Origin of the sequence: Collinsella sp. An307 (genome assembly GCF_002161805.1) — a bacterium.
Taxonomy (GTDB): Bacteria; Actinomycetota; Coriobacteriia; order Coriobacteriales; family Coriobacteriaceae; genus Coprousia.
The window spans coordinates 62,280-87,939 of record NZ_NFIP01000002.1 but is presented as its reverse complement, the minus strand read 5'-3'; the positions used below and the strand labels follow the sequence as shown (position 1 = coordinate 87,939).

At 64.1% G+C, this 25,660-nt stretch carries 21 protein-coding genes and 1 pseudogene; 7 read left to right on the top strand and 15 right to left on the bottom strand.

Features of this window, described 5'->3' with window-relative positions; translation table 11 throughout:
- The first annotated feature begins 121 nt into the window (after positions 1–121).
- The 3 genes from B5F89_RS02350 (at position 122) to B5F89_RS02340 (ending at position 3,579) form a co-directional block, all read left to right on the top strand.
- Positions 122–2,182 (top strand): class I tRNA ligase family protein, encoded by a 2,061-nt coding sequence (locus B5F89_RS02350; RefSeq protein WP_087430211.1) that lies wholly within the window; start codon positions 122–124, stop codon positions 2,180–2,182.
- A 227-nt stretch (positions 2,183–2,409) separates the two neighbouring features.
- Positions 2,410–2,949 (top strand): GNAT family N-acetyltransferase, encoded by a 540-nt coding sequence (locus tag B5F89_RS02345; protein WP_087430210.1) that lies wholly within the window; start codon positions 2,410–2,412, stop codon positions 2,947–2,949.
- A 12-nt stretch (positions 2,950–2,961) separates the two neighbouring features.
- Positions 2,962–3,579, top strand: coding sequence for a histidine phosphatase family protein (locus B5F89_RS02340; RefSeq protein ID WP_087430209.1), 618 nt, complete (start codon positions 2,962–2,964; stop codon positions 3,577–3,579).
- Between the two features lie 268 nt (positions 3,580–3,847).
- Here B5F89_RS02340 and B5F89_RS02335 read toward each other — a convergent pair whose 3' ends face one another.
- The 8 genes from B5F89_RS02335 to B5F89_RS02300 all read right to left on the bottom strand — a co-directional run bounded on the left by B5F89_RS02335 (position 3,848) and on the right by B5F89_RS02300 (position 12,520).
- Positions 3,848–5,554: a lipopolysaccharide core heptose(II) kinase RfaY gene (locus B5F89_RS02335; protein ID WP_087430342.1), complete on the bottom strand. Its 1,707-nt coding sequence runs from the start codon at positions 5,552–5,554 to the stop codon at positions 3,848–3,850.
- 87 nt (positions 5,555–5,641) lie between these two features.
- On the bottom strand, positions 5,642–6,088 hold the full coding sequence (locus B5F89_RS02330; protein ID WP_087430208.1) for a hypothetical protein: 447 nt from the start codon (positions 6,086–6,088) through the stop codon (positions 5,642–5,644).
- Positions 6,089–6,146: 58 nt separating this feature from the next.
- Positions 6,147–7,694 carry a C69 family dipeptidase gene (locus tag B5F89_RS02325; protein ID WP_087430207.1) on the bottom strand — a complete coding sequence of 516 codons (1,548 nt, stop codon included), beginning with the start codon at positions 7,692–7,694 and terminating at the stop codon, positions 6,147–6,149.
- A 115-nt stretch (positions 7,695–7,809) separates the two neighbouring features.
- Complete coding sequence (gene ruvB, locus B5F89_RS02320; protein ID WP_087430206.1) at positions 7,810–8,874, bottom strand: Holliday junction branch migration DNA helicase RuvB; 1,065 nt, start codon at positions 8,872–8,874, stop codon at positions 7,810–7,812.
- Positions 8,874–9,491, bottom strand: coding sequence for a Holliday junction branch migration protein RuvA (ruvA, locus tag B5F89_RS02315; RefSeq protein ID WP_087430205.1), 618 nt, complete (start codon positions 9,489–9,491; stop codon positions 8,874–8,876). The genes ruvB and ruvA overlap by 1 nt, the downstream gene beginning before the upstream one ends.
- Positions 9,488–10,012, bottom strand: coding sequence for a crossover junction endodeoxyribonuclease RuvC (gene ruvC / locus B5F89_RS02310; protein ID WP_087430204.1), 525 nt, complete (start codon positions 10,010–10,012; stop codon positions 9,488–9,490). Before ruvC ends, ruvA begins: the two co-directional genes overlap by 4 nt.
- 69 nt (positions 10,013–10,081) lie before the next feature.
- Positions 10,082–12,013: a hypothetical protein gene (locus tag B5F89_RS02305; protein ID WP_087430203.1), complete on the bottom strand. Its 1,932-nt coding sequence runs from the start codon at positions 12,011–12,013 to the stop codon at positions 10,082–10,084.
- Between the two features lie 144 nt (positions 12,014–12,157).
- Entirely contained in the window at positions 12,158–12,520 is a 363-nt protein-coding gene (locus B5F89_RS02300; protein ID WP_087430202.1) for a desulfoferrodoxin family protein, read from the bottom strand.
- A gap of 128 nt (positions 12,521–12,648) precedes the next feature.
- On the opposite strand from B5F89_RS02300, the gene B5F89_RS02295 reads away from it, so the two are divergent.
- Both B5F89_RS02295 and B5F89_RS02290 read left to right on the top strand, forming a co-directional pair.
- Entirely contained in the window at positions 12,649–13,569 is a 921-nt protein-coding gene (locus B5F89_RS02295) for a BadF/BadG/BcrA/BcrD ATPase family protein (RefSeq protein WP_087430201.1), read from the top strand.
- Between the two features lie 55 nt (positions 13,570–13,624).
- On the top strand, positions 13,625–15,160 hold the full coding sequence (locus tag B5F89_RS02290) for a glycoside hydrolase family 32 protein (protein ID WP_087430200.1): 1,536 nt from the start codon (positions 13,625–13,627) through the stop codon (positions 15,158–15,160).
- Between the two features lie 42 nt (positions 15,161–15,202).
- Here B5F89_RS02290 and B5F89_RS02285 read toward each other — a convergent pair.
- Both B5F89_RS02285 and B5F89_RS02280 read right to left on the bottom strand, forming a co-directional pair.
- A pseudogene (locus B5F89_RS02285) lies at positions 15,203–15,499 on the bottom strand (peptide chain release factor-like protein); the annotation flags it as partial.
- A gap of 106 nt (positions 15,500–15,605) precedes the next feature.
- Positions 15,606–16,754, bottom strand: coding sequence for an SLC13 family permease (locus tag B5F89_RS02280; RefSeq protein WP_087430198.1), 1,149 nt, complete (start codon positions 16,752–16,754; stop codon positions 15,606–15,608).
- A gap of 196 nt (positions 16,755–16,950) precedes the next feature.
- On the opposite strand from B5F89_RS02280, the gene B5F89_RS02275 reads away from it, so the two are divergent.
- Positions 16,951–17,628: a DUF3800 domain-containing protein gene (locus B5F89_RS02275; protein ID WP_087430197.1), complete on the top strand. Its 678-nt coding sequence runs from the start codon at positions 16,951–16,953 to the stop codon at positions 17,626–17,628.
- 93 nt (positions 17,629–17,721) lie between these two features.
- Here the strand turns inward: B5F89_RS02275 and B5F89_RS02270 are convergent, their stop codons facing one another.
- From B5F89_RS02270 to B5F89_RS02255, 4 genes are all read right to left on the bottom strand, one after another.
- Positions 17,722–19,770 carry a TetM/TetW/TetO/TetS family tetracycline resistance ribosomal protection protein gene (locus B5F89_RS02270; protein ID WP_087430196.1) on the bottom strand — a complete coding sequence of 683 codons (2,049 nt, stop codon included), beginning with the start codon at positions 19,768–19,770 and terminating at the stop codon, positions 17,722–17,724.
- Positions 19,763–20,179 carry a nucleoside-diphosphate kinase gene (gene ndk, locus B5F89_RS02265; RefSeq protein WP_087430195.1) on the bottom strand — a complete coding sequence of 139 codons (417 nt, stop codon included), beginning with the start codon at positions 20,177–20,179 and terminating at the stop codon, positions 19,763–19,765. The genes B5F89_RS02270 and ndk overlap by 8 nt, the downstream gene beginning before the upstream one ends.
- 131 nt (positions 20,180–20,310) lie before the next feature.
- Positions 20,311–21,735, bottom strand: a complete 1,425-nt coding sequence (gene argH, locus B5F89_RS02260) for an argininosuccinate lyase (protein WP_087430194.1) — start codon at positions 21,733–21,735, stop codon at positions 20,311–20,313.
- A gap of 212 nt (positions 21,736–21,947) precedes the next feature.
- Positions 21,948–23,165 carry an argininosuccinate synthase gene (locus tag B5F89_RS02255; RefSeq protein ID WP_087430193.1) on the bottom strand — a complete coding sequence of 406 codons (1,218 nt, stop codon included), beginning with the start codon at positions 23,163–23,165 and terminating at the stop codon, positions 21,948–21,950.
- 285 nt (positions 23,166–23,450) lie between these two features.
- Here B5F89_RS02255 and B5F89_RS02250 point away from each other — a divergent pair, with 285 nt between their 5' ends.
- Positions 23,451–24,287 carry an HAD family hydrolase gene (locus B5F89_RS02250; protein WP_087430192.1) on the top strand — a complete coding sequence of 279 codons (837 nt, stop codon included), beginning with the start codon at positions 23,451–23,453 and terminating at the stop codon, positions 24,285–24,287.
- 24 nt (positions 24,288–24,311) lie between these two features.
- On the opposite strand, the gene B5F89_RS02245 is transcribed toward B5F89_RS02250, so the two are convergent.
- Positions 24,312–25,529: an MFS transporter gene (locus tag B5F89_RS02245; protein WP_087430191.1), complete on the bottom strand. Its 1,218-nt coding sequence runs from the start codon at positions 25,527–25,529 to the stop codon at positions 24,312–24,314.
- Positions 25,530–25,660 lie beyond the last annotated feature (131 nt).

The window sequence follows — 25,660 nt, the reverse complement described above, 5'->3', positions numbered from 1 at the left end:
CGCAAGCGGCGAGCTGTGCGATAATGTGGGGCGACGGCGGGCTGGCGCCTGCGAGCGTTGCTCGCGCGCAAACCCCCGCCACCGGAAATCCCGACCCTCCGCATCCAAGGAGTTTCATCGTATGGCCCCTCACCTCACCAAAGACACGCGTCCCGTCTGGCCACACCGCGCCGTCGTCACCGCCGGCATGCCTTATGGCAACAAGAACCTGCACTTCGGCCACGTGGGCGGCGTCTTCATTCCGGCCGACTTCTTTGCGCGGTTCCTCCGCGATCGCATCGGCGAGAAGAACGTGCTCTTTGTCTCGGGCACCGACTGCTTTGGCTCCCCCATTATGGAGAGCTACCGCAAGCTCACCGAAGAAGGCACTTGCTGCGGCACCATCTCCGATTACGTGCGGGCCAACCACGATAAGCAAACCTCGACGCTCGAGGGCTACGACGTGGACTGCGACTTCTTTGGCGGCAGCGCCCTTGCGCCCGCGGCAAGCGTGCATGAGCAGATAACGGCCGAGGTCATTGCTCGCCTCCGCGATGCCGGCGTGCTCGAGAAACGCTCTACGCTCCAGTTTTACGACGCCAAGGCGGGACAGTTCCTAAACGGCCGCCAGGTGCTCGGTCACTGCCCCATCCAGGGCTGCAAGTCCGAGAAGGCGTACGCCGACGAGTGCGACCTGGGCCATCAGTTTGAGCCGGAGGAGCTCATCGCCCCCGTCTCCGCCCTGACCGGTGAGACGCCGGAGCTCCGCCCCGTCGACAACCTCTACTTTGACCTTCCCGCCTACCTTGACTACCTGCGCTCCTACACCGCAGAGCTGGAGGCGGACGACACGGTGCGCCCCGTGGTGGTAAAGACCATGGAGGAGTGGCTCGGCGAGCCCGTCCTCTTCATCCAGAACAAGTTCCGCGAGGCATTTGACGCCGTCGAGGCCAAGCTTCCCGCCCACACCGTGGTGGAGCCCGAGGGCAACAAGAGCTCCTTCACCGTCGTGTTCCCCTCTTGGCGCGAGCGCGACGAGGCGCACGGGGTGCTCTCCGCGGGCGGCGTGCGCTTCCGCTCCGGCAAGGCGCTCGTCCCCTTCCGCATCACCGGCAACATCGACTGGGGCGTGCCGGTGCCCGATACCTGCGGCTGCTCGGGCCTCACCTGCTGGGTATGGCCCGAGAGCCTCTGGGCGCCCATCAGCTTCACCCGCACCGCACTCGCCGAGGCGCCCGAGGGACGCTATGCGAGCACGGACTGGCACGACTGGTGGTGCAGCGAGGATTCGCACGCCTACCAGTTCATCGGGCAGGACAACATCTATTTCTACGGCGTCGCCCAGACGGCGCTGTGGGAAGCACTCGGCTGTGGCATGCGTCAGTCGACACTCGTCGCCAACTACCACGTCCTCTACATGGGTAAGAAGGCGAGCTCCTCGAGCAAAACCCCGCCGCCGCCCGCATCGGAACTCCTCGAGCACTACGACGCCGAGCAGCTGCGCGCCCACTTCCTGTCGCTCGGACTCGGTGAGAAGCCGGTGAGCTTCTCGCCCAAGGCCTACGACACGCGCGAGACCGGCAAGAACCCCGACGGCACGCCGCTTCTGGCACGCGACGACAAGCGCGTGATCGACCCTGTTCTGAAGGAGGGGGCGCTGCTCACGGGCGTCTTCAACCGCCTGGCGCGCTCGTGCTTCTATGGCGTGGCAGAAAAAGAGGGCGACCCGAGCTCGGTCCGAACGGGCTGCATTCCCGCAGGCGACGCCTCCCCCGCCGTTGTTGAGGCGGCAGAGCAGGCGATTCTCGCCTTTGAGCAGGACGTCCACCGCTTTGAGTTCCATCACGCGCTCGGTGTCTGTGACGCCTATCTCCGCGCTGCCAACAAGCGCTGGAGTGATGCGAGCAAGGCTGCCAAGGCGGCGCAGAAAGAGGACCAGGCCGCCGGCGACGCCCTCATGCACCAGGCCCTCGTCGATGCCTTTGCGGAGCTGCGCGTGGCGACCGTCCTCATGCACGCGACCGTCCCCCGCGGCTGCGAGCTCATCTGCGAGTACTTTGCCATCGACAGCGACGTCTTCTTCAGCTGGGAGCATATCTTCGATACGACCGACGAGCTCGTGCGCGCCCTCGGCGAGGAGCCGGGTACCCATCGCGTGAAGATGCTGCCCCCACGCTTTGACTTCTTCGCGTATAAGGCGTAAAAACGCCTCTCTACCGGGACCGCGCTAAAGCGCGCCTCCTGTTTAGTGGCATGCGGGCGAAGCCCGTCTGGAACAGCCGCCGTGCAGGGCGGCTGTTCCCTTATGCTCCCATGAATAAACCCTGCATCTGTTGGGGTATAGTTGCTGGGTTCGCCCCGCTTTGCCGAAACCTACCCGGCGCCGATGCGGGGCGCTTCGTCGTCTATCCGACCAAGGAGGTACCGCCCATGTCCGAACTTTCGATTCGCCGCGCGACCGATGCGGACATCGCCGCTGTCGAAGAGGTCCTGCTCGAAGGCAAGGCCGCCATTGCCGAGCTCGGCATATCCCAGTGGCAAAGCGCTGCCTATCCCAGTCGCGCCGATGTCGCGAACGACATCGCGGCAGGCTCCTGCTACGTTGCCGAGGACGGCACGGGCGAAGTACTCGGCACCATCTCCCTGTCCTTCGACGGCGATGAAACCTACGACGCGATCGAGGGTGCCTGGCTTACCGAGAGTACCAGCGCAAGCGCTCGCTACGGGACCATCCATCGCACCGCCGTCCGTCGCGCTGCTGCACGCCGCGGCGTCATGAGCGCGCTTTTCCGCGAGGCGGAGCACATCGCACAGGAGCACGGCGCAGAGAGTGTGCGCGCGGACACGCACCCCGGCAACGCCCCAATGCGCCGCCTTCTCGAGCGCATGGGCTTCAGCGAATGCGGTACCATCAGACTCATCCGCGACGACCCCGATCCGGAGCGCGTCGCATACGAGAAGCTCGTCTAGGGGAGGCATCGCGTGGCAACCCTTTATCTTATGCGTCACGGTCAGACCGAGTTCAACGTGCGCAAGCTCGTGCAGGGTCGCTGCGACTCCCCTCTCACCGCACTCGGCGAAACGCAGGCGCGCCGCGCCGCCGCATGGTACCGAGAGCATGGCGTGCGCCCCGTGCGCCTCGCCACCTCGCCCCTCGGCCGCGCACGTCGCACGCTCGATATCGTGATCGAAGAGAACCCCAGCTTCGAGCTGCTCCCTCGCACCGATGAGGACGGCCTTATGGAGCGCTGCTACGGCGTCTACGAGGGAAGACCCATGGACGAGTTCCCCGTCAGCCCCTGGGTACCGGGCAACGCGCTCGTCTCGTGTGGCGGTGATTCCGAGGAGAGCGCCCGCGAACGCGTGGTGGACGCCTTGCGTCGCCTTATGGACGAGGCGGCGGGCGGAGACGCGCTCGCCGTCGCGCATGGGTCGATTATCACGCTCTTCAAGACCACCATGGAGCCCTACGCCCGCTGCGACCAGGACGTGAAGCTCGCCAACTGCTGCATCCTCACCTTTGACTACGATCAGGCTACGCAAACGTTTGCCAACACGAGCATCGTCAACGTGGCCGAACCCGGTGCACTTGAGCGCTAGCGTCGCGATTTTGCAAGAATTGAGGTAGTGAACCCGGGTGGTGAACCCGAGAAAAAGGCGGCTAAAGAATCGCCGGTAGAGGGCCTGCAATAATAGAGGCAGTGAACCCAACACCGGGAAGGGCGCCGAATAGCGCCTTTTCGGGTTCACTACCTCGATTTCTGCATGAAGCGTTTATCCGGGTTCACTACCCCACATTTTGCATGAACTGCACCACGCCCGCGGCACGGCGCGGCGCGGCAAGGGATGACGCATCGGACGCGTCACACTACCGTCGTTTGCCGTGGCTGTTGCGCCAAATCTCACGACCGAGCATGAGAGCGAGCACGAGCGCCGAGGTGTAGCCCAAAAAGCCGATGACGGGGATGCCCATGATAACCGGCTCGATTTTTGCGTAGTACACAACCGACGAACCGATGAAGAGACCCGCGATAACGATCGACATCGACATGCGGTCCACGATGCCGCCCACGCGCTTGAGGACCTCTTCGGAGCCGATGACCTCGGTGTTGAACTTGAGCTGCCCGCGCGTGAGCATGCGCGACGCAAGGCCGATGTGCTCGGCCGCCTCGAGTGTCCCCTTGGCAGCACGGGCAGAGCTGCGAGCGAGGTCGCCCGCCATCTCGCGCGCCCGAGTGTAGGAACTCTTCTCGTTTTGGATGTGCGCGGTGATGATCTCGATCATGTTGACGTCGGGCATGTACTCGGTGAGCAGCCCCTCGAGCGTCACCATGCCGCGCGCGAACATAGTAACCACGCTCGGCAGCTCGACGTTGTTTTTCCTCGTGAGATTGATAAGCGAGGTCAAAAACTTGCCTATGTCCAGATCGCGCAGATCGAGGCTGCCGAAATCCTGGACGATAAAGTCAAGGTCAGAGAGGAACGCCGTATGATCGATTTCGGAGGAGTTGCCACGCGTTACCGCGAAGCGCATGAGCGAGTCCTTGAGCTTAGGCACGTCGTCCTCTGCAACGGAAAAGACGATGTCTTTCACGAGCCTGCGGTCGTGCGTCGACATGCGCCCCACCATGCCAAGGTCGATGAAGTAGATAACACCGTCACGCAGGATGATGTTGCCGGCATGCGGGTCGGCATGGAAGAAACCGTGATCGAGGACCTGCGTCGCATAGTCGTCGACGATGCGCGCACCTACCTCTTCGAGGTCGTATCCAGCGGCGACGAGCGCCTCGGGGTCAGCAATCGAAATGCCGTCCACGTAGTCCATCACCACGACGTGCTCGGTGCAGAGGTCCAGATAGGAGCGCGGGCACGAGACGCCGGGCGTTGAGACGTGGTACGCGTAGAACTCGTCGAGGTTGCGAGCCTCCATGAGGAAGTTCGTCACCTCGCGGAAGGACTGCCAGAGCTCCTCCACCACATCACGCAAGTCGATGAACTGATCGGTCTTCACGAAGCGTGAGATATGGCGCACAAGCGAGCGCATGATATCGATGTCCTGCGCCATGACCTGCTGAGCGCCGGGGCGCTGGACCTTGATGGCAACGTCCTCGCCGGTAATGAGGCGCGCCCGGTGCACCTGGGCAAGCGAAGCGCTGCCCAAGGGGTTGGGGTCGACCGCGTCGAAGATCTCGCCCAGCTTCTGGCCGTACTCCGCCTCAAGGCACTCGAGCACCACCTTGTACGGCACGGGGTCCACCTCGGTGCGCAGGCGACGGAGCTCGTCGCAGAAGCGCTGGGGCAGGATCTCGGAGCGGTTGGCGAGAATCTGCCCCATCTTGACGAACATCGGACCGAGCTCCTCGAGCATGCAACGCAGGCGCACCGGCGTGATGTTGTTCCAGACCTCGTACTTGCGTGCGATGTGGAAGATAGTGGCGATGCGGCGGCGCCGGCCGACCGGCGTCAGCTGGTACTTCTCGGCATCCGCCATGACCTCGGGCTCAGCGGGAACCGTGTCGACGGCGCGCTCGCGACGGCGCGCCGTGCGGCTCGGCACCGCCTCCTCTTCGCCCATGCCCTGCTCGAACTCCGGTTCCTCGGGAACGAGAGGCTCATGCGCTGCTGGATTGTCTGTGAGCCCTGTGTCTTTTGCCACGATGCGTTACGCTTCCGTGCTCTCGGCGTCCGTGTCTGCGGCGGCCGTCTCGGAAGCTGCCTTGTCGGCGGGCTCGTCGACCTCCACCTCGACGGTCACGGTCGCGTTGTCGGCAGAATCCACCAGGTCGCGTACGTGGGCGAGAAAGTCGATGCGCTCCGTCTTGGTCATGGGGCGCACGCGGGCCATGATGAGCTCATCCAAGATGCGCTCGGCAACGGTGGCGCCCTGTGCGCTCAAACGATCGGTCGCCTCGGAGAAGGCGCCGCCCGCCTGCTGGAAGATATCGGCCATGGACTTTCCAAAGTCGCTCTGGGCGGCGTCGTTGCGCACCTCGGAGCCCTTGGCGGCAAGGTCGTCGAAGACCTCCTTGCCCTTCTCGGCTGCCGTGGCGGCCACGCCGAGGCCGACGTTAACCATGTTGTTTACGATGTCCTCGAACTTCTGAGCCATGGTCTCACCTTTCTTACGGCAACAAACTCGCCCTTCTTCTACCCGCTTGCCCGCCATCTTAGTTGTCGGACATGGCGAAGGCGTTTTTCATCGAGAGGCTCGTGGTGAACAGTACGTTGGAGAGGAGCTTCTCGGTCTCTCGCTTCAAATCCTTTGCCATCCGCTCGTTGGCGTCCTTGAGCAGGTACGGAGCGGCCTCAGCCTCCAGATCGGCAATGGCTGCGTCGGTCTCGCGAAGCATCTGATGGCCGAGCGCTCCCACCTTTTCGGCGTAGCGCTCGATATGGGCGGAGTTCTCGCGGAAGCGAGCGTCGGCGAGTGCCGCGATCAAGCGGTTTGCCCAGTAGAAGCTCTCACTCGTCACGCGCTCAGTCGTGTTCTCCAGATACGCCGGCGCCTCATCCACGTTGGTGTAGAAGGGCACGAGCGCGTTGAAGACGTTTGAGCCAAACGCCATCCACTGGACGCCGCGGCAACTCTCGGGCTTATCGGGGCGAATCTGCAGCACCGCAAGCTGGCCGTTGCGGTTGATGCCGATGGGGCGGTAGAGGCCACGCGTCGCATCGGTGCCGAGCTTGCCGTACGGATCATAGGGCGTGCCCTGGTAATGGGCCGAGAGCACGTACTTCACATCCTCGATGGTGAGCTTGCGCTCCGGCACGCGGCACCAGGGGATGTTATCCGACTCAGGGCGCAACGTGGCCGCAGGGCCGTCCCACCTATCGCTCGGGTTGAGACAGCGCTGCATATACCAAGCGCGCGGGGTGTTGTAGACGTGATCGCTGTCCGAATGCGAGCCAAAAGCATCGCGCGGATTGAAGACATCTGTAACCTGCGAGGCGGAAGAGGCCTTTGCCGCAAAGCCCACACTACTCGAGGAGAGCGTGAGATCGAGGTGGTTTGCGGCCATCCAGCTGCGCAGGTCGGCGCTCGCCATATGCTCCTTATGCGCCCCCTCCGCGTCAGCGAGGTCGAAGGAGTCGATGCCAAGCTGGTTGGGCATGGTCACGTAGGCGTCGTCCGGCACGCGGCGGGCGATCCAGTGGTGACCGCCGACGGTCTCGAGCCACCAAATCTCGTCCACGTCAGAAAACGCGATGCCGTTCATCTCGTAGGTGCCGTAGCGCTCGAGCAGCTCGCCCAGGCGCTGGACGCCCTCGCGGGCGCTTCTGATGTAGGGCAGCACGAGGGTGACCATGTCCTCCTCGCCGATACCGCCCGGCACCTCGGGCTCAAAACCCTCCTCGCCCTCACGTCCGCGCGCAGGACGCAGCTCCACCAGAGGGTCTGCGCCAAGCACACGCTCGTTGCTCGTGATGGTCTCGGTCGCTGTCATCGCGACGTTTGCCTCGTTGATACCCGCAGCCGCCCAGATGCCGTGGCCAGGCAAGGCGTCAGGCACCGACATGTAGCGCATGGGGTTATCGGGAAGCTCGATGGTCACATGGGACGCCGTCGCCGTGTAGGTACGCGGCTGCTCTTCGGGCGAAACGACATGCATCTTTTTAGGCTCGAACTGTCCGCCCGGTGAGTCCTCATTGCGCGCGATGATAGTCGAGCCGTCAAAGCTCGCCGCCTTGCCAATCAGAATGGTGGTGCAGGCCATGGGCCATCCCTCCCGTCGTCTCGAAACCGTTTCTCAGCCATGGTAGCTCAAATGGATGGCAGCGGCGAGGCGGGCTGCACGGGCAACGCCGATCTGGCCCATAGCGGCTTTGGCTCTACGCCGGGGCCTCCACGCCCAGATGCTCGAGCGCGGCGAGCGTTGCCTGCCTACCCTGCGGCGTGCGAACGATAAGACCGCGCTGCAACAGGTACGGCTCATATACATCCTCGAGCGTCGCAGGATCCTCGCCGACCGCGCTTGCGAGCGTGGAGAGCCCGACCGCGCGACCGCGGTAGGTCTTGGCGAGCGTCTCTAGGATGCGGATATCCATCCAATCGAGGCCGAGCTCGTCGATCTCAAAGAACTCCAGCGCCTCACGCGCAATCGAGAGGTCAACCGATCCCGTTCCGCGCACCTGTGCGTAATCGCGCACGCGCTTGAGCAGGCGGTTGGCAAGACGCGGCGTGCCGCGCGAACGCGAGGCAATCTCGATCGCGGACTCCTCGTCCACCTCCACCCCCAAGATGGATGCAGAACGCAGAACAATCTGTGCAAGGTCGCGCACCGCATAGTAGTCGAGCCTAAATGAGATGCCAAAACGGTCGCGCAAGGGTCCCGTGAGCATGCCCGAGCGCGTCGTCGCGCCCACAAGGGTGAAATGCGGGATTTCGAGCCTAATGGAACGGGCGGCAGGACCCTTGCCAATCACGATATCGAGGGCGAAGTCCTCCATCGCGGGATAGAGAATCTCCTCCACCGAACGGTTCAGGCGATGAATCTCGTCAATAAAAAGCACGTCACCGGGTTGGAGATTAGTGAGGATGGCGGCGAGGTCCCCCGTGCGCTCGATGGCGGGGCCGGAGGTCGTCTTGATCTGGGCGCCGAGCTCGTTTGCCACCACAGTCGCGAGCGTCGTCTTACCGAGGCCGGGAGGGCCCGAGAAGATCACGTGATCGAGGCACTCGCCACGACTCTGCGCCGCCTCGATGAGGATGCGCAGGCTCTGCTTGATGTGATCCTGACCACAATAGTCGTCGAGCTTCTGAGGACGAAGCGAACGCTCCACATCCAGATCGTCGGAGGTGAGGTTGCCGGTCACGAAGCGGTCGCCGTGCACAGCACGCGCGGCAGGCGCCGGAGCGTCATCGAACAGATCGCGCGAGTCATCGGCTTCCCACATCATGCATCCATCCCTAAGCGCTTAAGCGAGGCGGCGAGGATATCCTCGACACGCATATCCTGACCATCATACCCTTCGAGCGCAAGATCGGTCTCCTGCGGGCTGAAGCCCATGGAAAGCAGCGCCGCACGCGCGTCCTCGATAGCCGTGCTCGCCGCCGCGTCGAGCGGCAGCTGCCCCGCGAGGGGAACGGCCGCACCGGAGAGGCTGCGGTCCTTGGCAAGCGTGCTCTTGAGCTCGAGTATCAGGCGCTGGGCGGTCTTCTTGCCCACACCCGGGACCGTAGCCATGCTCTTGGTATCCTCGGCCATGACGATGGTGTAGAGCTGGGCCACCGAGAACTTGGAGAGGACCGACAGCGCCATGCGCGGACCCACGCTTGACACGGCGATGAGCCGGTCGAACATGGTGCGTTCCTCCACCGTGGCAAATCCGTAGAGCGCCATCGCGTCGTTAGCGAGACGGAACCGCGTGTAGAGCCTGACCTCATCCCCCACCGCCGGCAGAGACGCTGCCGTGATGCCCGAGATGCCGAGCTCGAACCCCACGCCCGATACGTCCACCACCGCAACAGACGGGGTGGCCTCCAGAAGTATGCCGTGAACCTGAGAGATCATGAGTAGGGGTCACCTTTCTTCTGAACGTAGCCGCCGCCGGTGAGCTCGCCGGTGCGCACGAGGTGCGCATGGCAGATAGCGCATGCGAGGGCGTCTGCCGCGTGATCTGGCTTTGGGTCGTGGTCGAGGTGCAGAAGGCTGCGGACCATGAAAGTCACCTGCCGCTTGTCCGCCGCGCCGGTGCCCACCACGGCCTGCTTGATCTGCATGGGGGTATACTCCCCCACCGAGACCCCGGCAAGCGAGCAGGCGACGAGTGCCGCTCCGCGGGCGTGCGCGGTAGGGATAGCGGAGCGAACGTTCGCCCCGAAGTAGATGCCCTCGACGGCCGCGGCCTCGGGCCCGTAGCGTCCCACGACGCGCGCCAGATCGTCCACGATGACGCGGAGGCGCTGATCGAGTGCCTCGTCCGCCCCCGTATGGATGCAGCCGTAGGCCCGACAGCGGACCTCGCCGCCACGTTCCTCCACAATGCCCCATCCGGTGTTTGCCAGACCGGGGTCGATGCCCAATACGATCATACGCCTCCCCTCAGCGCTAGAACATTTGTTCTACTATAACACGCGCTTGGCAACAGGGGAAGGATGGGCTCAGTTCTGCGAAAAGAAGGTGAAGCCGTGGGGACGCCCGCCGGCGAAGGGCGGATTCTGACCGCCCTCGTCCGCCTCGAAGGCTTCACGCATGCGACGGAGCAGCTCGGACTCAACCTCGTCCTCGTCCATATCATCGACAGGCACGCCGAGCATGCCCGCGATAAGACCCACGATCTCGCCGCGGACGCGCCTGCCGTGCTCCTCCCCGAGCTCGAGGACGCGCTCGGACTCGGCGCTCACCAGCCCCGCACAGGTCAGAGGGTCTTCGCCGCCGCGCCCGGTATCCGACCATGCGAGCTGCGCGGGCCAGCGACGCTCGGGGAACGAGCGAGAGGAGACCATGGGGACAAGCGGAAGGCGCCGGCGCCACACCTCTCCAGCACGAACGATCATGAGCAGAAGTGCCACGGCATCTGGGGCGGTGGCGGCAAGCGGGATCTCGTCCTGAGAGAGGCCGTGGTCGACGTGCGCCTCGAGGACGCCGTCGATCTGCGCCGCCTCGAGCGGTGCCAACAGGCGCGCCATACGCTCGCGCCAGACGGGCGACTCGGGCGCACCGGCGATGGACGCCGCCAGGATGGACGCCATGCGGTCCTCGACCGCGTTCAGGGTGATCAGACGAGCGGGAATGGCGGACCCGGCGCGGCTGCGCGCGCGGGCCAAAAACTCGAGTGCTGTCAGATAGACGTCTCCAAAGGGAGCGACGGCGCCAAGATAGCCGGCGGCCGCCAGCGGCGCGGCAAGAGCGGCGTCGGTCTTGGTGATCGAGCTCACCGCCACGGCACCGAGTTCGATTGCCACATCCTCCAGGTAGAGCCCTTCGATACGCTCGCGCGCGAGGGCAAGGCCGAGCCCCGGGGCGTCACGATCGAGCAGGCGTGCGGCGTCGGCCGGCGCGCGCTCGATCAGACGGATACCCAGATTGGACGCCAACTCGCGCACACGGTCCGAACGCTCGTGCTCAGCACTCTCCTGAGCGGGGGTGAGCACCTGCGAGCGCTCGACAAAGAGCCCCGTAACGTTACGTGGGCCGAGCGCGTCGACGGCGAGAAGGGCGGTAAGCGAGCTGGGCAGGTCCCCGGTAAGCGCGACGACGACAGACGTTGACCCCAACGCATGCACGCTGTCGGCAAGGTGCAGGCGCAGCGCCTCCCAGAGCCACTCCTCCCGCTGGTAGCGGGGAAGCTCGTGAGCCTCAAGTGCGGGAAGCACCATGCCACGCTCAATATCCTGCACAAGCAGTGCCTCGCTAAAGCAGGGCGCTGCCGCAACCACGCGGCCGGCATCGTCCATGAAAAACGAACCGCCCGTGAAGGCCGCCTCGTCGTACCCGCCGATGGGCGCCATGCAGGCGAGCCAGACGCTCTTCTCCTTTGCGAGCGGCGCAAAGTGACCGTCCGCCACCGAGGCAACGCAGCTTGTCGACTCATCTCCCACGTCGAACGAACTCGCCTGCAAGAAGAGAACGAGGTCGCAACCGGGAGGCAGAATCTTAAGATCGTTCACGGCGTCAAACGTGACCGCCACGCGAAGTCCTTCGATATCAAATACCGGGGGCAGCCACAGGTCCTCGGCAGAACCCGCACGCCGCGCGGCGAACAGGCTGCGCAGGGGCACGACCCGGCCCTCCTTAAGGAGGAACACCTCGAATAGCGGGGTATGGTCGATGGCGATGGGTGCCGGGATGACCGCCTGAATGGAAAGGGCGTCCAGCCGAGCGGCGAGGCCGGTGAGAGAGCTGAGCAATGCGTGCTCGTAGTTTTTCGCTTCCAGAAGCGCGCCCGGCATCATGCCGCCAAAGAGCGGTACGGGCGTGCAGATAAGAGACGCCCCTTGGCTCGCGGCGAGCCGAGCCTGATCCTCGATACGGGCGCAGATGCCCTCGATGTCACCGAGTCGCATGTCGATTTGCGCCAGCGCGATTCTCATGACCCGCCTCTCCCCTCACGAAGCCATACCGCAGCGTCACCGGGTGCAGGGACGCCGGCACCCGGTTGCCGCAAAGGGCCGCCGTTGAGGCGACCCTTTGCGTTTCTCGTACCTACCAGTATACCGAGGACACCGATAGGGCGACTAGAACTCCTTGACCCAAAGGCCGTGGAGGTTGCAGTAAGCGTAGACGCGGCCCGACTTGACGCCGCCCGCAAAGAAGGTCGCCGGCGTCTGACCGGGCTTCAGGGCGTGCACTTCAAGACGACCGTCTGTATCGAGCGCGATCCACTCGATGTAGTGATCGGGATCCATGGGATGCGCGACCTCGCCCACCTGGACATGGATGATGTGACCGTCGCGCTGGAGCTCCACAGCGGGAACGTGCTTCTCCTTGGCAGCATCAACGGAATTAGCCTCAACGGGCTCGAACCCGTCGGGCGCACCGACACCCGCCTTGACCGCGGTAAAGAAGTTGCCGTTCGCGTCCTTAAAAAACACTGCCATGGGAGCTCTCCTCTCTTGGACCCTGTAGGGGCTGACCTATAATCCGAATTATTATGCCCCGCCCACGTGCGCTGTAGTCACCAAGCGTCGCACGCCGGGTGGACCTTGAGGCGAGAGGACGATTTCACATGAGATGGCTCGGCATCGACGGCGGCGGCACCAAGACCGCTTTCACGATCTATGACGAGGGCATGCACGCACTCGAGCGCTTTGAGCTCGGCACGTGTCACTACGCCCAGGCGGGCTTTGAGGGTATGGAGCGCGTGCTCGCCGAGGGCGTGGCCCGGGCAGCGGGCACGGGCCTTCTTGGTTCCGACTTTGGTATAGGCCTTGGCATCTGCGGCTATGGCGAGGGTGCGGAGGCCACGCGGCGCATACGCGAGGCCGTGGGCCGCGTGGCGGGCGAGCACCCCTTCGAGCTTGTGAACGACGTGGAGGCCGCTTGGGCGGCGGGTCTTGACCTTGCCGACGGCGTTGTCATCATTGCGGGCACGGGCTCTATCGCCTACGGCGCCTGCGCGGGGCGCGCCATGCGCTGCGGAGGTTGGGACTATGAGCTCGGGGACGAGGGTTCGGGCGGATGGCTCGGCAAGGAGCTGCTCTTTGCCTTCACCCGCGAGAGCGACGGGCGCGCGCCCGCCGGGGCGATTCTCGACCTGGTGCGCGAGGAGCTCGACCTTACTGACGACTTTGACCTCATCGCCTTCGCCCAAAAGCACATGGCCGAGCGCGGACGCATCGCCGCACTCGCCCCACTCGTTACCCGTGCCGCAGAGGCAGGAGACGCCTGCGCCCGCGACATCCTCGAGCGCGCCGCCCGCGAGGAGGCGGCGATGATCGATGCCGTCGTACGCGGCATCTTTGCCGAGGACGACTCCATCGTGCCCGTTACCTACATTGGCGGGACCTTCAAGGCAGGACGGTTCCTCTTAGACTCCCTTGAGCAGGCGCTACCCGAACGCTGCCGGCTCGTTGCGCCAGTACATGAACCGGATGTGGGCGCGTGTCTCTTGCTCCGCCGTCGGCTCGACAAAGCGGGCGCAGCGTAACGCTGCTAAACGCGCCCGCAACCCGCAAGTGTACGTGCCACGGAAAGGAACCGCTATGGCACCTGCCATCGATTTGAACGCGCCGTTTATCGACCATACCGAAGCGCTCGAACGCGCTGAGCAGGGCGTGAGCGCCCTCGAGTGCACACGGCGCGACCGCTGGTACCCGCTTTACCACATCGCTTCGGCGGGCGGATGGATCAACGATCCCAACGGCCTCTCCTACTTCCAGGGTCGCTGGCACGTGTTCTTCCAGCTCCATCCCTTTGGCACGCAGTGGGGCCCCATGCACTGGGGCCACGTCTCGAGCGCTGACCTCGTCACCTGGCGGCGCGAACCCGTGGCCCTCGCCCCGAGCATTGAGGCCGAGAACGCGGGCGTGTTCTCCGGCTCCGCCGTGGTGGACGCCAACGACACCCTCAACCTACTCTACACCGGACATCGCTGGCACAACGGACGCGACGACAGCGCGGGCAACCGTGAGGTGCAGTGCCTCGCGACCTCCCGCGACGGCGTGCGGTTCGAAAAGCACGGCGTCGTCATCGACAACCCCGAGGACCTCATTGACTTCCGCGATCCCAAAGTCTGGCGGCAGGACGGGCGCTGGTATCTGGTCCTCGGCCAGCGCTCGCGCGTGAACCGCGGCGAGATCGTCCTTTTCTCCTCCAACGATCTTGTGAACTGGCGGCGCGAGGGTATTCTCTACCGCCACCCCGATCCAAACGTCTACATGCTCGAATGCCCCGACTTCTTTCCCCTTACGGCGCCGGACGGCAAGACGCGCTGGGTGCTCTGCTTCTCGGCCATGGGCGCGAAGGCACAGGGCTACATGAATCGCAACCGCAACAACGCGGGCTACGTGGTGGGTACCTGGGAACCGGGGCGGACGTTTGAGCCTGAAGGCGCGTTCCATCTGTGGGACTGGGGCCAGAACTTCTACGCCCCGCAGAGCATGGCGGCGCCGGACGGCAGACGCCTTATGATTGGCTGGATGAGCCCTGCGGGCGCCTCGCCCATGCAAGATGACGGCTGGTGCGGGCAGCTCACCTTGCCGCGCGAGGTCTCGCTTGCGGCGGACGGCGCGCTCATCACCACGCCTGCACGCGAGCTCGAAGCGCTGCGCGAGGACACGGTCGACGTCGGCCCGGCAACGCTTGGTGCCAACGAGGACCTGACCGTGATCGAAGACGCCGAGGCTACAGAGATCGAGCTTTCGATTGACCTTGCAGCGTCTACTGCCGAGCGCGTCGGCCTCAAGGTCCACGCCACCGAGGACGGCGGGTATGTGTATGTTGCCTACGACGACCAGACGGGGCGGGTCGTTCTCGACCGCGGGGCGGTACGCCTCGGCGAGCGAGGCTATCGCGCCGCGCCGCGAGAAGGGCACGACTCTAACCTCGGTACGCTTAAGCTGCGCATATATATTGACCGCGGCTCAATAGAGGTGTATGTGGACGGTGGGCGCGCCGCCATGAGCGCCTACAGCTTCCCCACGCCCGGCCCGCGCGCGGTAAAGCTCTGCGCGGAGGGCGGCGCGCTTGCGGTGAGCTCGCTTCGCTGGCACCGGCTGCGCTCCATAGGGCTTGCGTAAAGGCGCACCTGTCGCCCGCCCGCCTGTGCAGGTGAGCCTGGTCTACTCCCAGGACACATTGCGTCGCATTTGTTTGCGCTCGGAGCGATGCCGCTTGTCTGACAGGCGACGCTCCCGCACGGCGCGGGGGACCTTCGTTTTGATGCGGTGCTTTGGGGGCTTTGCACGGCGCTCGAAGATGCGCTTGAGCTTCTCTAGACAGACGCGACGGTTTTGATGCTGGCTGCGCGACTCGCGAGAGGTGACCGCGATACCGGTGGGCACATGCACCATGCGCACCGCCGAGTCGGTGGTGTTCACACCCTGCCCGCCCGGCCCTTTGGCACGAAACACCTGGACCTCGCACTGCCGCGCGAGCTCATCATCCGTCAACGCGGCATAGCGGGCATACGTGCGCCAATCGGCGCCCTTACCGCCGTCCTTTCCGCTACCCATGAGCTCCCCCCTATACCAGCGCAAACACAAGCAGCACGGCGAGAAAGACCATATTCCAGCCGGTAAAGAGTGCAAGGTAGGAGCCCTTAGCACGGGGATGCACGAGCGCAAACTGCTTGTAGGAGATAAGACTCGCCATGGAGGCGATGAGCGTACCGAGCCCGCCCAAGTTGCAGCCGATGATAAGCTCGCGCCACGCGTCGGTGAAGCCCGAGAGCAGAATTGCCGCCGGCACGTTGGAGAGGACCTGACTCGCCACAACCGAGACGACGAGCTCGTTGCCCACGACCGCCTGAGCAATAAAGGCGTCGATGGCCTCGATACGTCCCATGTTGCCCACGAACACAAAGAACGCCACAAAAGTTGCAAGCAGGGCATAGTCGACATGGCGAAGTGCCGCCCTGTCGAAGACGATACCCACGGCGACGGCGGCAGCGACCGTCACCTGCCAGGGCAGCACGCGCGCCACCGAGGCGAGCGCCAGCGCAAAGAGCACGATCCAAGGTACCGTGCGCGCGAGCGGAACGCCCGCGTCCTCCCCATCGTCTGCAAGCACCGGCGCCGACGAGAGAGGCAGCGCATCTGGGGCGCGCCCAAACAGCACGATCGCGCCCACGAGCAGCACTAGGGCGGCGAGTGTGAAGGGGAGCATGAGGATGAGAAACTCCCCCAGAGGCATACGCGCGGCGGAATAGAGATACAGGTTCTGAGGGTTGCCCACAGGGGTCGCCATGCTGCCCAGGTTCGCTGCGATGGTCATCATCACCACGGTAAACGACGTGAGCCGCACCGACTTGAGATGCCCCAGCGCCAGCAGCGCAAGCGGCACGAACGTCACGAGAGCGACATCGTTGGTGATGAGCATGCTCGAGAAAAACGTAAGCAGCACAAGGGCGAGCGAAAGCGAGCGCGGCCCGTGCACTGCACGAAGCAGCGCGCGGCACGCCGCCCGAAAAACCCCAAGGCGCGTAAGGCCCGTCATGACGGTCATGAGGCTGAAAAGGAGCCCGAGCGTGCGCACGTCGACATAGGTGAGGTAGTGCGCATCGGGCGGAACCGCGGCGCATGACAGCACTGCGAGCGTACATGCGATGACGAGTACCGGATCGCGGCGCACGAACTCCCGTATATCCGGCCTGCGATGCACAATCTGCGGCATACCCTCTCCCCCTTGCGACGACCGAGCCCATGATGACCACAGGCGTTTGAGTATAGCGCGGACGACGCTTCAGGGGCTTTCAGCGCAATGGATTACTCCGAACCATTTGTGGTATAAAGATAGCGGTGGCGCAGCGCGCTACCTCCAAGCGCCGGGGGCAGTCCCCCGGCATTTTTTGTTTAGGGGGCGCAGACTTATGGCTCGCGAGCTTTCGATATTTGTCGACGAGAGTGGCGACCGCGAAGGAGCGTCGCGCTATTATCTCCTGACCCTTGTTTTCCATAATCAATCTGATTCGATACGAGAGAATATCGCCACGTATGAGCATAGCCTCCGCATAGCTGATCTTCCCAATATTCCTTTTCATTCTGAACCGCTGCTAAATGGTCACGGCCCTTATGAATCGCTTGAGCTGTCCGCCAGAAAAAAGCTACTCAACAGCTTTGGCGCCCTAGTTCGCTATCTCCCCTTCTCCTATCGAACCTTTGTATACCGCCGACAAGAATGCAGCGATCTTGCGCAGCTCACGGCGCGGATGAAGCGTGATATCTCCAGCCTGCTGTTTGACCATCTGGCGTTCTTCCAATCTTTTGATGACGTTAAGGTCTACTACGACAACGGACAAGACATCGTGAAGCAGGCACTCGACCAGTCCATCGGCTTTGTGCTCTCTAAGCATGCGGTTGAGCGGCGACGCACATCCATGACCGACTATCGGCTCGAGCAGGTCGCGGACTACCTCTGCACCATCGAGCTCGCGGCCGTCAAGTATGCTGCCAAGGAAGACGGCGCCACCTACGACAAGTTCTTTGGCGGCATCGGAGCTTTCAAACGCAACTGGCTCAAACAGGTGCGACGCAAACGGCTAGCATAAGACGCCACGCGTCCGAATGCTCATGCGCTACAGGGCAATAAGCGAGCCTATAGTCGACGCTGCGCTTCCCGCGTAAGCCGGAGCCGCCACGGCCTATGGGGCAAAGACCTCGTCAGCGGAGCGCCAAGGGCGCAGACGTGCCTCATCGGCCGCGGTATGTGCGTGCGCGGGAACCTCGTCCCACGCCACGTTGTAGCCCGCCCCGTGGGCGCAGAAGACCGAGTCCGGCGTGTTGGGAAGGTCGGCGACCGGATCGTAGGCGGTCTCCGCAATGACCTCGTCCGCATCGTGACACGGCCGGTAGCCCGCAAACTCAAGTGCCAGGCGCCCGTGGCCCCCTGTATAGGCGCTCACCTCGAGGGCATAGGAGCGCATCTTAGAAACCGGAGCGTACCCGCAAATCCGTGCTCGCTCGCCCGCGAGCTCGGGCGGATCGAACTCCGCCGCCATGCGCTGCACGTCCGCGAGGGCGCGCCCCACGTTATCCGCGGGGATGCTCAGCCTAAAGCGGTACCAGGGCTCGAGGAGCTCGCACGCACCCGCAGCGCGCGCCTCCATAAGCGCCTGACGGATGGCGCGGTAGGTCGCTTGGCGAAAGTCGCCGCCCTCGGTGTGCTTTAGATGGGCGCGTCCCGCCAAAAGCGTTATGCGCACATCGGTAAGCGGCGCGCCGGTAAGCACGCCGGCGTGATCGCGCTCGAGCACATGGGTCAGGATGAGGCGCTGCCAGTTACGGTCGAGGTCGTCCTCGGCCGCCCGCGACCCCGCCACCACGCCCGACCCGCGCGGCCCGGGCTCGATGAGGAGCTGCACCTCGGCGTAGTGGCGCAACGGCTCAAAGTGGCCAACGCCCCGCACCGGTGCGGTCACCGTTTCCCGATAGAGAATGCCGCCCTCGCCAAAGGTGACAGAAAGGCCAAAGCGCTCGCGGAGCGTCTCCTGCACAACCTCCTGCTGAACCGTCCCCATAAGCTGAACGTGCACCTCTTGGAGCTGCTCGTGCCATCTCACCGCCAGAAGCGGGTCCTCGTCCGCAAGCTCGCGAAGCGCCCGCACCACCGCGGTGACGTCCTCCTCACCCGGCAGAACCTGATAGGAGACGACGGGGACGAGCGCCGGGGCCTCCCCTTCCGCCTCGGCCCCGAGGGCGCTGCCGGGCATGACGTGCGTAAGGCCCGTTACCGCGCAGACGCATCCGGCCGCCACCTCGGGCACAATCTCAAATGCGTCCGCATCGTAGCGGCGCACCTGATCTACCTTCTCCTGCCAGGGCTCGCCGCGCTCTACGCCAGAAAGAACCATCTTGGCGCGCAGCGCGCCGCCGGTCACCTTGAGCCAAGCGAGGCGCTCGCCGCGCGGGCTGCGGCTCACGCGGTACACGCGGGCGGCAAACTCGCTCGGCCACGGGCGCTCGCGCACCAGGCTGGCGACGCCGTCCAGAAACGCATCGATGCCCGCACCCTTGAGCGCCGAACCAAAGAAACAGGGAAAGACAGCGCGCTCCGCAACAAGACGACGGACCGTGGAGGCGCCGAGCGCGCCGGTGTCGAGGTACTCGTCGAGCGCCGCCTCATCGAGTGCAGCCGCATCCTCAAGCGCCGTCGCATCGCCGTTCGCCGCACCGCCGCGTACCGCGCGCGCGAGCGCAGCACCGTCCACCAACGCAGCCGAGAGCCTCTCGCGCAGGCGCTTAAGCACCGCAGCAGGCTCCTCGTCAACCAAATCCATTTTGTTCACGAACACAAAGGCGGGCACGCCGTAGCGCTCGAGAAGCTCCCAGAGGGTCTCGGTGTGACCCTGCACACCGTCATTTGCCCCCACGACCATGATGGCGTAGTCGAGCGCCTGAAACGTCCGCTCCGCCTCTGCAGAAAAATCAACGTGCCCGGGCGTGTCGAGCAGCATGAGATGGGCGCCCGCATGGTCGAGCGCCGTCTGCTTGGAGAAGATGGTGATGCCCCGGGCGCGCTCCATCGCGTCGGTATCGAGGTGGGCGTCTCCGTGGTCGACCCTGCCCTGCCGCCGGATGGCGCCCGCATGGTAGAGCATCGCCTCGGCAAGCGTCGTCTTGCCGGCGTCTACATGGGCAACGAGGCCCACCACCGCGTTGATTGCGCTGCGAGCCTGCGCTTCGTTACGCATCCTTGCCAAAGAAGCGCTCGATCTCAATAGCCGCCGTCTCGGGACCGTCGGAGCCGTGGATGACGTTGGAGTTCACGTCGGTGGCAAAGTCGCCACGAATGGTGCCGGGGGCGGCGTCGAGCGGGTTGGTCGCACCCATGATGGTGCGCATCTTGCCAATGGCCCCGAGGCCGGAGACGACCATCTTCACCACCGGTCCGCTCGTCATGAACGCGACGAGGTCGCCAAAGAACGGCTTGTCGGCGAGGTGCGCATAGTGTTCACGCACCACGTCGGCGTCGAGCGTGGCCATATCGAGCCGCTCAATGACAAGGCCGGTGCGCTCGATGCGCGTGATGATCTCGCCGATCTTGCGGTCGCGCACGGCATCGGGCTTGATCATGATGTAGGTCTTCTCAATCTCGGCCACGGGAGCTCCTTTCGCCGGGGCAGCCGCTGCGGGCGGCGCCCGTTCATGTCCTTAATCCAGTATGGCATAACGCCTGCGGAGCGCCTATGCCCTGATGTCACCTGTAATGAGCCTAAGAGCTCAAGGAGCCCCTAGAGCGTGCCCATCTCCACGACGGGGGTGAGCTCGGCCAGGGCGGCCTCATCGTTGACAAGCCCCTCCTCCACCCGCGCGAACTGGACCTCGACCGCAGAGGGCGCCGTACCGCCGCGCGTCGTGCGCGCCGCCACCACGGCGTCGATGTCGAGCGCGTCGGTGATGTCGCTGTCAATCAGGTCGCTCGCTTGGCGGAACACCTCAAAGGGCAGCTCGGAGATGTCGACGCCGCGATGCTCGGCCTCAAGCACCAGATGTCCCACCACCGCGTGTGCCTCGCGGAACGGCATGCCGCGCTTGGCGAGGTAATCCGCCACGTCGGTCGCCGCCAGATGGCCGCGCGCCATGACCTGGCGCATCCTGTCGGCGTTGACCGTCCAGGTTCCCACCATCCCCTTCATGACGTTCAGGCAGGAGATGAGCGTGTGGGCGGCGTCGAGCGCGCCCTCCTTGTCCTCCTGAAGGTCCTTGTTGTACGCGAGCGGCAGGCCCTTCACGGTAACGAGCAGCTGGACCAAGTCGCCCACCACGCGCCCGGTCTTGCCGCGGATGAGCTCGGCAAAGTCCGGGTTCTTCTTCTGGGGCATGATCGACGAGCCCGTTGAGAAGGCGTCCGAGAGGGTGATGAAGCCAAACTCCTGGCTCGACCACAGCACGATCTCCTCAGAGAGGCGTGAGAGATGCACCGCCATGACGCTGCAGGCGTACTCAAGATCGAGTAAGAAATCGCGGTCAGAGACAGCGTCCATCGAGTTCTCGATCACGCGCGAGAACCCAAGTGTCCAGGCGGTCGCCTCGCGATCGAGCGGATAGCTCGTACCCGCAAGCGCCGCGGCGCCGAGCGGCGAGGCGTCCGCCGCGTCGAAGGCGGCCTCGAGCCTGCCGAAGTCGCGCGCGAACATCCAGGCGTAGGCGAGCAGGTGGTGCGCAAAGAGCACGGGCTGGGCGTGCTGGAGATGTGTCATGCCGGGCAGGACGGTGTCGCCGGCGTTGTGCGCGGCCTCTACCAGCGTTTTCCTGAGTGCGAGGTTTGCCTCCATGAGCTCTTTGGCGAGCGCCTTGGCGGCAAGGCGCGTGTCGGTCGCCACCTGGTCATTCCTGCTGCGACCGGTGTGCAGGCGCGCGCCCGCCCCGCCGATGCGGCGCGTGAGCTCAGCCTCGATCGACATATGGATGTCCTCGTCGTTGATATCGAAGGTGAAGTTCCCCGCATCGATGTCGTGCTCGATGTCGCGCAGGCCGCGCTCGATGGCGGCAGCATCATCGGACGTGATGATCCCCTGCTGGGCGAGCATGGTCGCATGCGCGATGCTCCCCGCAATATCCTGGCGGTAGAGCGCGCGGTCCACCGGCAGCGATGCACCAAACTCCTGTGTCGCCTCCGCTACGTTCTCCTCAAACCTTCCGCCCCAAAGCGCCATGTCAAACCTCCCATGGTTCCCGTTTGCACCGGCCAGTCCCTACCGGCGTCGTCATACTCGCCCGCTTCGTCCGCTCCCGCGCGCTGCGGCTTGTCCGCATCACGCGCAACCGGAAACAAGTCGATGTTCAAGTATACAAACGCGCCGCCGCATTGAGGCGACGGCGCGCGTATCTCGTGATGCAACCGGTGCCGAACGGCTCCGTCGACCCCTTACGCGAGACCCGAGCCCGGGCCCTGCATCCGCGACCAGGTGCGCGACTGCAGGCTGTGAAGCTCGATAAAGCCGGGCGCCGCCTCGTGCGGGAAGATATCGCCCTCGTCGTAGGTTGCGAGCGGCTTGGAGTAGAGGCTGTAGTCGCTGCGCACACCGTCCATAAAGATGCCGCCGCGGCAGAGCTTGAAGCGCACCTCGCCGGTGACGTACTTCTGCGTGTAGGCGTTGTACGCGTCGATGGCGTGACGGTTCTGCGAGTACCAGAGACCGCGGTAGACCGCGCTCGCCCACTCCACGTCGAGCTTCGCCTTCTCCTTCAGAGTCTCGTAGTCAAGGCAGAGCGTCTCGAGCGTCTTGTGCGCCTCGATGAGCAAAAGCGCGCCCGGGCACTCGTAGCACTCGCGGCTCTTGATGCCCACAACGCGGTCCTCAATCATATCGAGGCGGCCGTAACCGTTGCGGCCGGCAATCTCGTTCGCCTTGATGATGAGGTCGAGAAGCTCCATCTCCTCACCGTTGATGCTCGTGGGCACGCCTCCTGTAAAGCCGATGATGACGGTCTCGGGCTCGGCCGGGCAGTCCTCGGGAGCCGCGGTCATCGTCCAGATGTCATCGGGCGGGGTGTTCCAGGTGTCCTCGAGCACGCCGCACTCGATGGCGCGACCCCACAGGTTGTCGTCGATGGAGTAGGGCTTCTTCTTGGTGGTGGGCACAGGCACGTCGTGCGCGGCAGCCCACTCCATCTCGGACTCGCGAGAGGTCAGGTCCCACTCGCGCACCGGCGCGATGATGGTGAGATCGGGGTCGAGCGCGCGGATGGAGGTCTCAAAACGCACCTGGTCGTTGCCCTTGCCCGTGCAACCGTGCGCCACGTACTTGGCGCCGTATTTATGGGCGAGGTCCACGAGGTGCTTGGAGATGAGCGGACGCGAGAGCGCCGAGAGCAGCGGGTAGATGCCCTCGTACTTGCCGTTTGCCCAGACCGCCTTGGAGAGGAAGTCGCGCGCGTACTCGGCACGCATGTCCACGGCCTCGCTCGCAATCGCGCCCATGTCGAGCGCCTTCTGACGGATCCACTCGAGGTCCTTCTCGTCCTGGCCGACGTTGCCGCAGATGGCAATGACGTCGAGATTCTTCTCAACCTGCAGCCACTTGATGCACACCGACGTATCAAGACCGCCGGAATATGCAAGAACGACTTTCTCCTTCTCCATAGCGCCCTCCTGTGCTCGTAGTAATATACGCGAATTTGCATATTTGAGGATATACATAACGCTTGTGTGTATATTACACGATTACCTCGCAAAGTTCGCGAGTTTCTCCAATCGGGCACAAAGCAGGCGGTTTTATTTCCGGAAGATAAACGGAACGAGGCCTATGCAAGGCGCTCCCCAAACGAAAACGCACGCCTTTGCGTTGGGGTGCGGACACAGGCGTGCCTCCGTGGGCGGGCACGCGTTACAATCTCGAAAGGACCAAACCCACCAAGGAGAAACCGCATGCTTCCCTACACGCAGGACACCGACCTCGCCTCCATCCGCCTCATCGCGTGCGACATGGACCGCACGCTTCTTGCGGACGATAAGACGCAGCCGCCGCACATGGCAGAGCGCATCGACGCCCTCGCGCGCGCAGGCGTTGTCTTCTGTCCCGCGAGCGGGCGTCCCGGACCCACGCTTGTGGAGATGTTCTCTGAGCACGCCCGCGACATGGCCTTTATCGCCGACAACGGCGCCGCCATCACCTACCGCGGCGAGCTCATCTACAAGAGCCTCATCGCACCCGACCTCTACCACGAGCTTGCGCGCGCAACCATCGACCACAAGGCGGGCGTGCCTGTGCTCTGCGCCTTTAACCGCGCCTTCGTCCCCACCTTTGGCAAGCCCCACCACGACGCACTCTCGGTCTACTACCACGACATCGTCTACGTCGATGATCTCGGCACGGTCGATGTCGAGGCCAACAAGTTCACCATCTACGTCCCCACCAACGAGAGCAAGCGCCTCTTTGACGAGGTGTTCTCGCCCGCCTTTGGCGAGCGCCTATGCGTGGCGTGCGCGGGTGTGGAGTGGATCGATTTCATGAATCCCGGTGTCAACAAGGGCGCGGGGCTCGCGCACCTCTGCGAGCTTCTGGGCGTCGACCTTGCGCAGACCGCCTCGGTGGGCGACACCTACAACGACACCGAGATGCTCGATGCCGCGGGTCACAGCTTTATCGTTGCCAACGCCACGCCCGACATGCGCGCGCACGCCGACTTTGAGCTGCCGAGCAACAACGACCGCGGCGTCGCCGTCCTCATCGACGCCATCCTCGCGGCCAAGGGCATCGCCTAGCGCGAGCCCGCTCGAGGGCGCAGCCTAGGCCGCACGGCGCGCTGCAGCCACCGATGCGCGCCGGCGCTCGAGCACGCCGCCCGCTATGAGGAACGCAACGCCTATCACCGTGCACGCGGCGGCGTAGACAAACATGGCGTCGAGACCGAGCGTGTCCTGCAGCCTGCCGCCCAGGTAGTTGCCCGCCATGGAGCCAAAGCCCGAGGTCATAATCGCAATGAGGGTCTGGCCGAGCATGCCATCGGCCTCCTCACAGGTCTCGCCCACGTAATAGGTGAGAAGCGAGGTGAGCGTACCGAAGCTGAGGCCCTGGAAGGCAAGGCCCAAAAACACCACCGGCAACGACGGCGCGAACGAAATCAAAAGGTTCCGCGCAAGGTAGGCCACGGCCGCAACCATAAGCAGCGCACCCGTGCCAAAACGCCGACGCAGGCGCGGGACAAGCGCCATGAACGGCAGCTCGCTCATGGCATTCAAGAAGATGCCGATACCGTAGAGCGACACGTCGCCACCGAGCGAGGTGACGATGTTAATGAGGTAGGTCGACAGGCATGAGCTCGCCGAATAGGCAAAGCCAAAGCCCACGAGGATGAGCATGAGGAGCCGGTAGCGCGCAACGAAGGCGGCCACTCCCCTACCGCGTGCCGGCGCAGACGGGGCGGTCGGCGGCGTGCCTTCCGCCTCGCGGGGAGCGATAGGCGGCAGGGCATGCATAGATATAAGAAATGCCGCAGCAGAGATGACAAACACCGGAAGGAGCACCGCAGGCCCCAGCACGTTTACCCCTTGCCCTGCCAGGGCAGCGCATATCGCGTAACTTACCGAACCCATGCCGCGTGCGAGACCAAAGTTGATGGGCTTGCCGGCACGCAGGTAGTCAATCGCGATCTGCGAGGTAAGAGGTGATGAGATCATGATCGCGCCGTAGAGCAGAATGTAGGCGATCATAACCGCAGGAATGGGAAGCGGCACCACGATGATCGCCGCAAAGAGCACCTCCAGCGCGATGAACTCGACATCAAAAAGCCGGGCGACCTGGGCAAGCGAGAAGCGCGCCGCCACGCGCGAGAGCACCGGGCCAGCGAGAACAGAGAGGACGCACGCCGATGCCGTCACGATGCCGACCTGCGTGTTATCGAGTCCTCGATACTGCAACACCACCGTCACGAACGCACATGCGGCGCAGGTAGCTATGTAGTAGAAAAACTGCAGGGCGCCGTAGCGCAGCTGAAGCGATTGCATACCGTCCCCTCGGCATAATCAACTTGTCTATAGCAGAGCGGGTCGGTTACTTCCGCCCCGTCGCAGCATAGTGAACCTATCAGTACGTATATTCAAGCAATTCGCAAACTTGTCAGAACAAGTTGATAAAA

What these genes read in the sequence shown, in the direction of transcription:
- B5F89_RS02350 (WP_087430211.1), top strand. Translation starts at nt 122, where the DNA reads ATGGCCCCTCACCTCACCAAAGACACGCGTCCCGTCTGGCCACACCGC.
- B5F89_RS02345 (WP_087430210.1), top strand. Translation starts at nt 2,410, where the DNA reads ATGTCCGAACTTTCGATTCGCCGCGCGACCGATGCGGACATCGCCGCT.
- B5F89_RS02335 (WP_087430342.1), bottom strand. Translation starts at nt 5,554, where the DNA reads ATGGGCGAAGAGGAGGCGGTGCCGAGCCGCACGGCGCGCCGTCGCGAG.
- B5F89_RS02330 (WP_087430208.1), bottom strand. Translation starts at nt 6,088, where the DNA reads ATGGCTCAGAAGTTCGAGGACATCGTAAACAACATGGTTAACGTCGGC.
- B5F89_RS02325 (WP_087430207.1), bottom strand. Translation starts at nt 7,694, where the DNA reads ATGGCCTGCACCACCATTCTGATTGGCAAGGCGGCGAGCTTTGACGGC.
- ruvB (WP_087430206.1), bottom strand. Translation starts at nt 8,874, where the DNA reads ATGTGGGAAGCCGATGACTCGCGCGATCTGTTCGATGACGCTCCGGCG.
- ruvA (WP_087430205.1), bottom strand. Translation starts at nt 9,491, where the DNA reads ATGATCTCTCAGGTTCACGGCATACTTCTGGAGGCCACCCCGTCTGTT.
- ruvC (WP_087430204.1), bottom strand. Translation starts at nt 10,012, where the DNA reads ATGATCGTATTGGGCATCGACCCCGGTCTGGCAAACACCGGATGGGGC.
- B5F89_RS02305 (WP_087430203.1), bottom strand. Translation starts at nt 12,013, where the DNA reads ATGAGAATCGCGCTGGCGCAAATCGACATGCGACTCGGTGACATCGAG.
- B5F89_RS02300 (WP_087430202.1), bottom strand. Translation starts at nt 12,520, where the DNA reads ATGGCAGTGTTTTTTAAGGACGCGAACGGCAACTTCTTTACCGCGGTC.
- B5F89_RS02295 (WP_087430201.1), top strand. Translation starts at nt 12,649, where the DNA reads ATGAGATGGCTCGGCATCGACGGCGGCGGCACCAAGACCGCTTTCACG.
- B5F89_RS02290 (WP_087430200.1), top strand. Translation starts at nt 13,625, where the DNA reads ATGGCACCTGCCATCGATTTGAACGCGCCGTTTATCGACCATACCGAA.
- B5F89_RS02280 (WP_087430198.1), bottom strand. Translation starts at nt 16,754, where the DNA reads ATGCCGCAGATTGTGCATCGCAGGCCGGATATACGGGAGTTCGTGCGC.
- B5F89_RS02275 (WP_087430197.1), top strand. Translation starts at nt 16,951, where the DNA reads ATGGCTCGCGAGCTTTCGATATTTGTCGACGAGAGTGGCGACCGCGAA.
- B5F89_RS02270 (WP_087430196.1), bottom strand. Translation starts at nt 19,770, where the DNA reads ATGCGTAACGAAGCGCAGGCTCGCAGCGCAATCAACGCGGTGGTGGGC.
- argH (WP_087430194.1), bottom strand. Translation starts at nt 21,735, where the DNA reads ATGGCGCTTTGGGGCGGAAGGTTTGAGGAGAACGTAGCGGAGGCGACA.
- B5F89_RS02255 (WP_087430193.1), bottom strand. Translation starts at nt 23,165, where the DNA reads ATGGAGAAGGAGAAAGTCGTTCTTGCATATTCCGGCGGTCTTGATACG.
- B5F89_RS02250 (WP_087430192.1), top strand. Translation starts at nt 23,451, where the DNA reads ATGCTTCCCTACACGCAGGACACCGACCTCGCCTCCATCCGCCTCATC.
- B5F89_RS02245 (WP_087430191.1), bottom strand. Translation starts at nt 25,529, where the DNA reads ATGCAATCGCTTCAGCTGCGCTACGGCGCCCTGCAGTTTTTCTACTAC.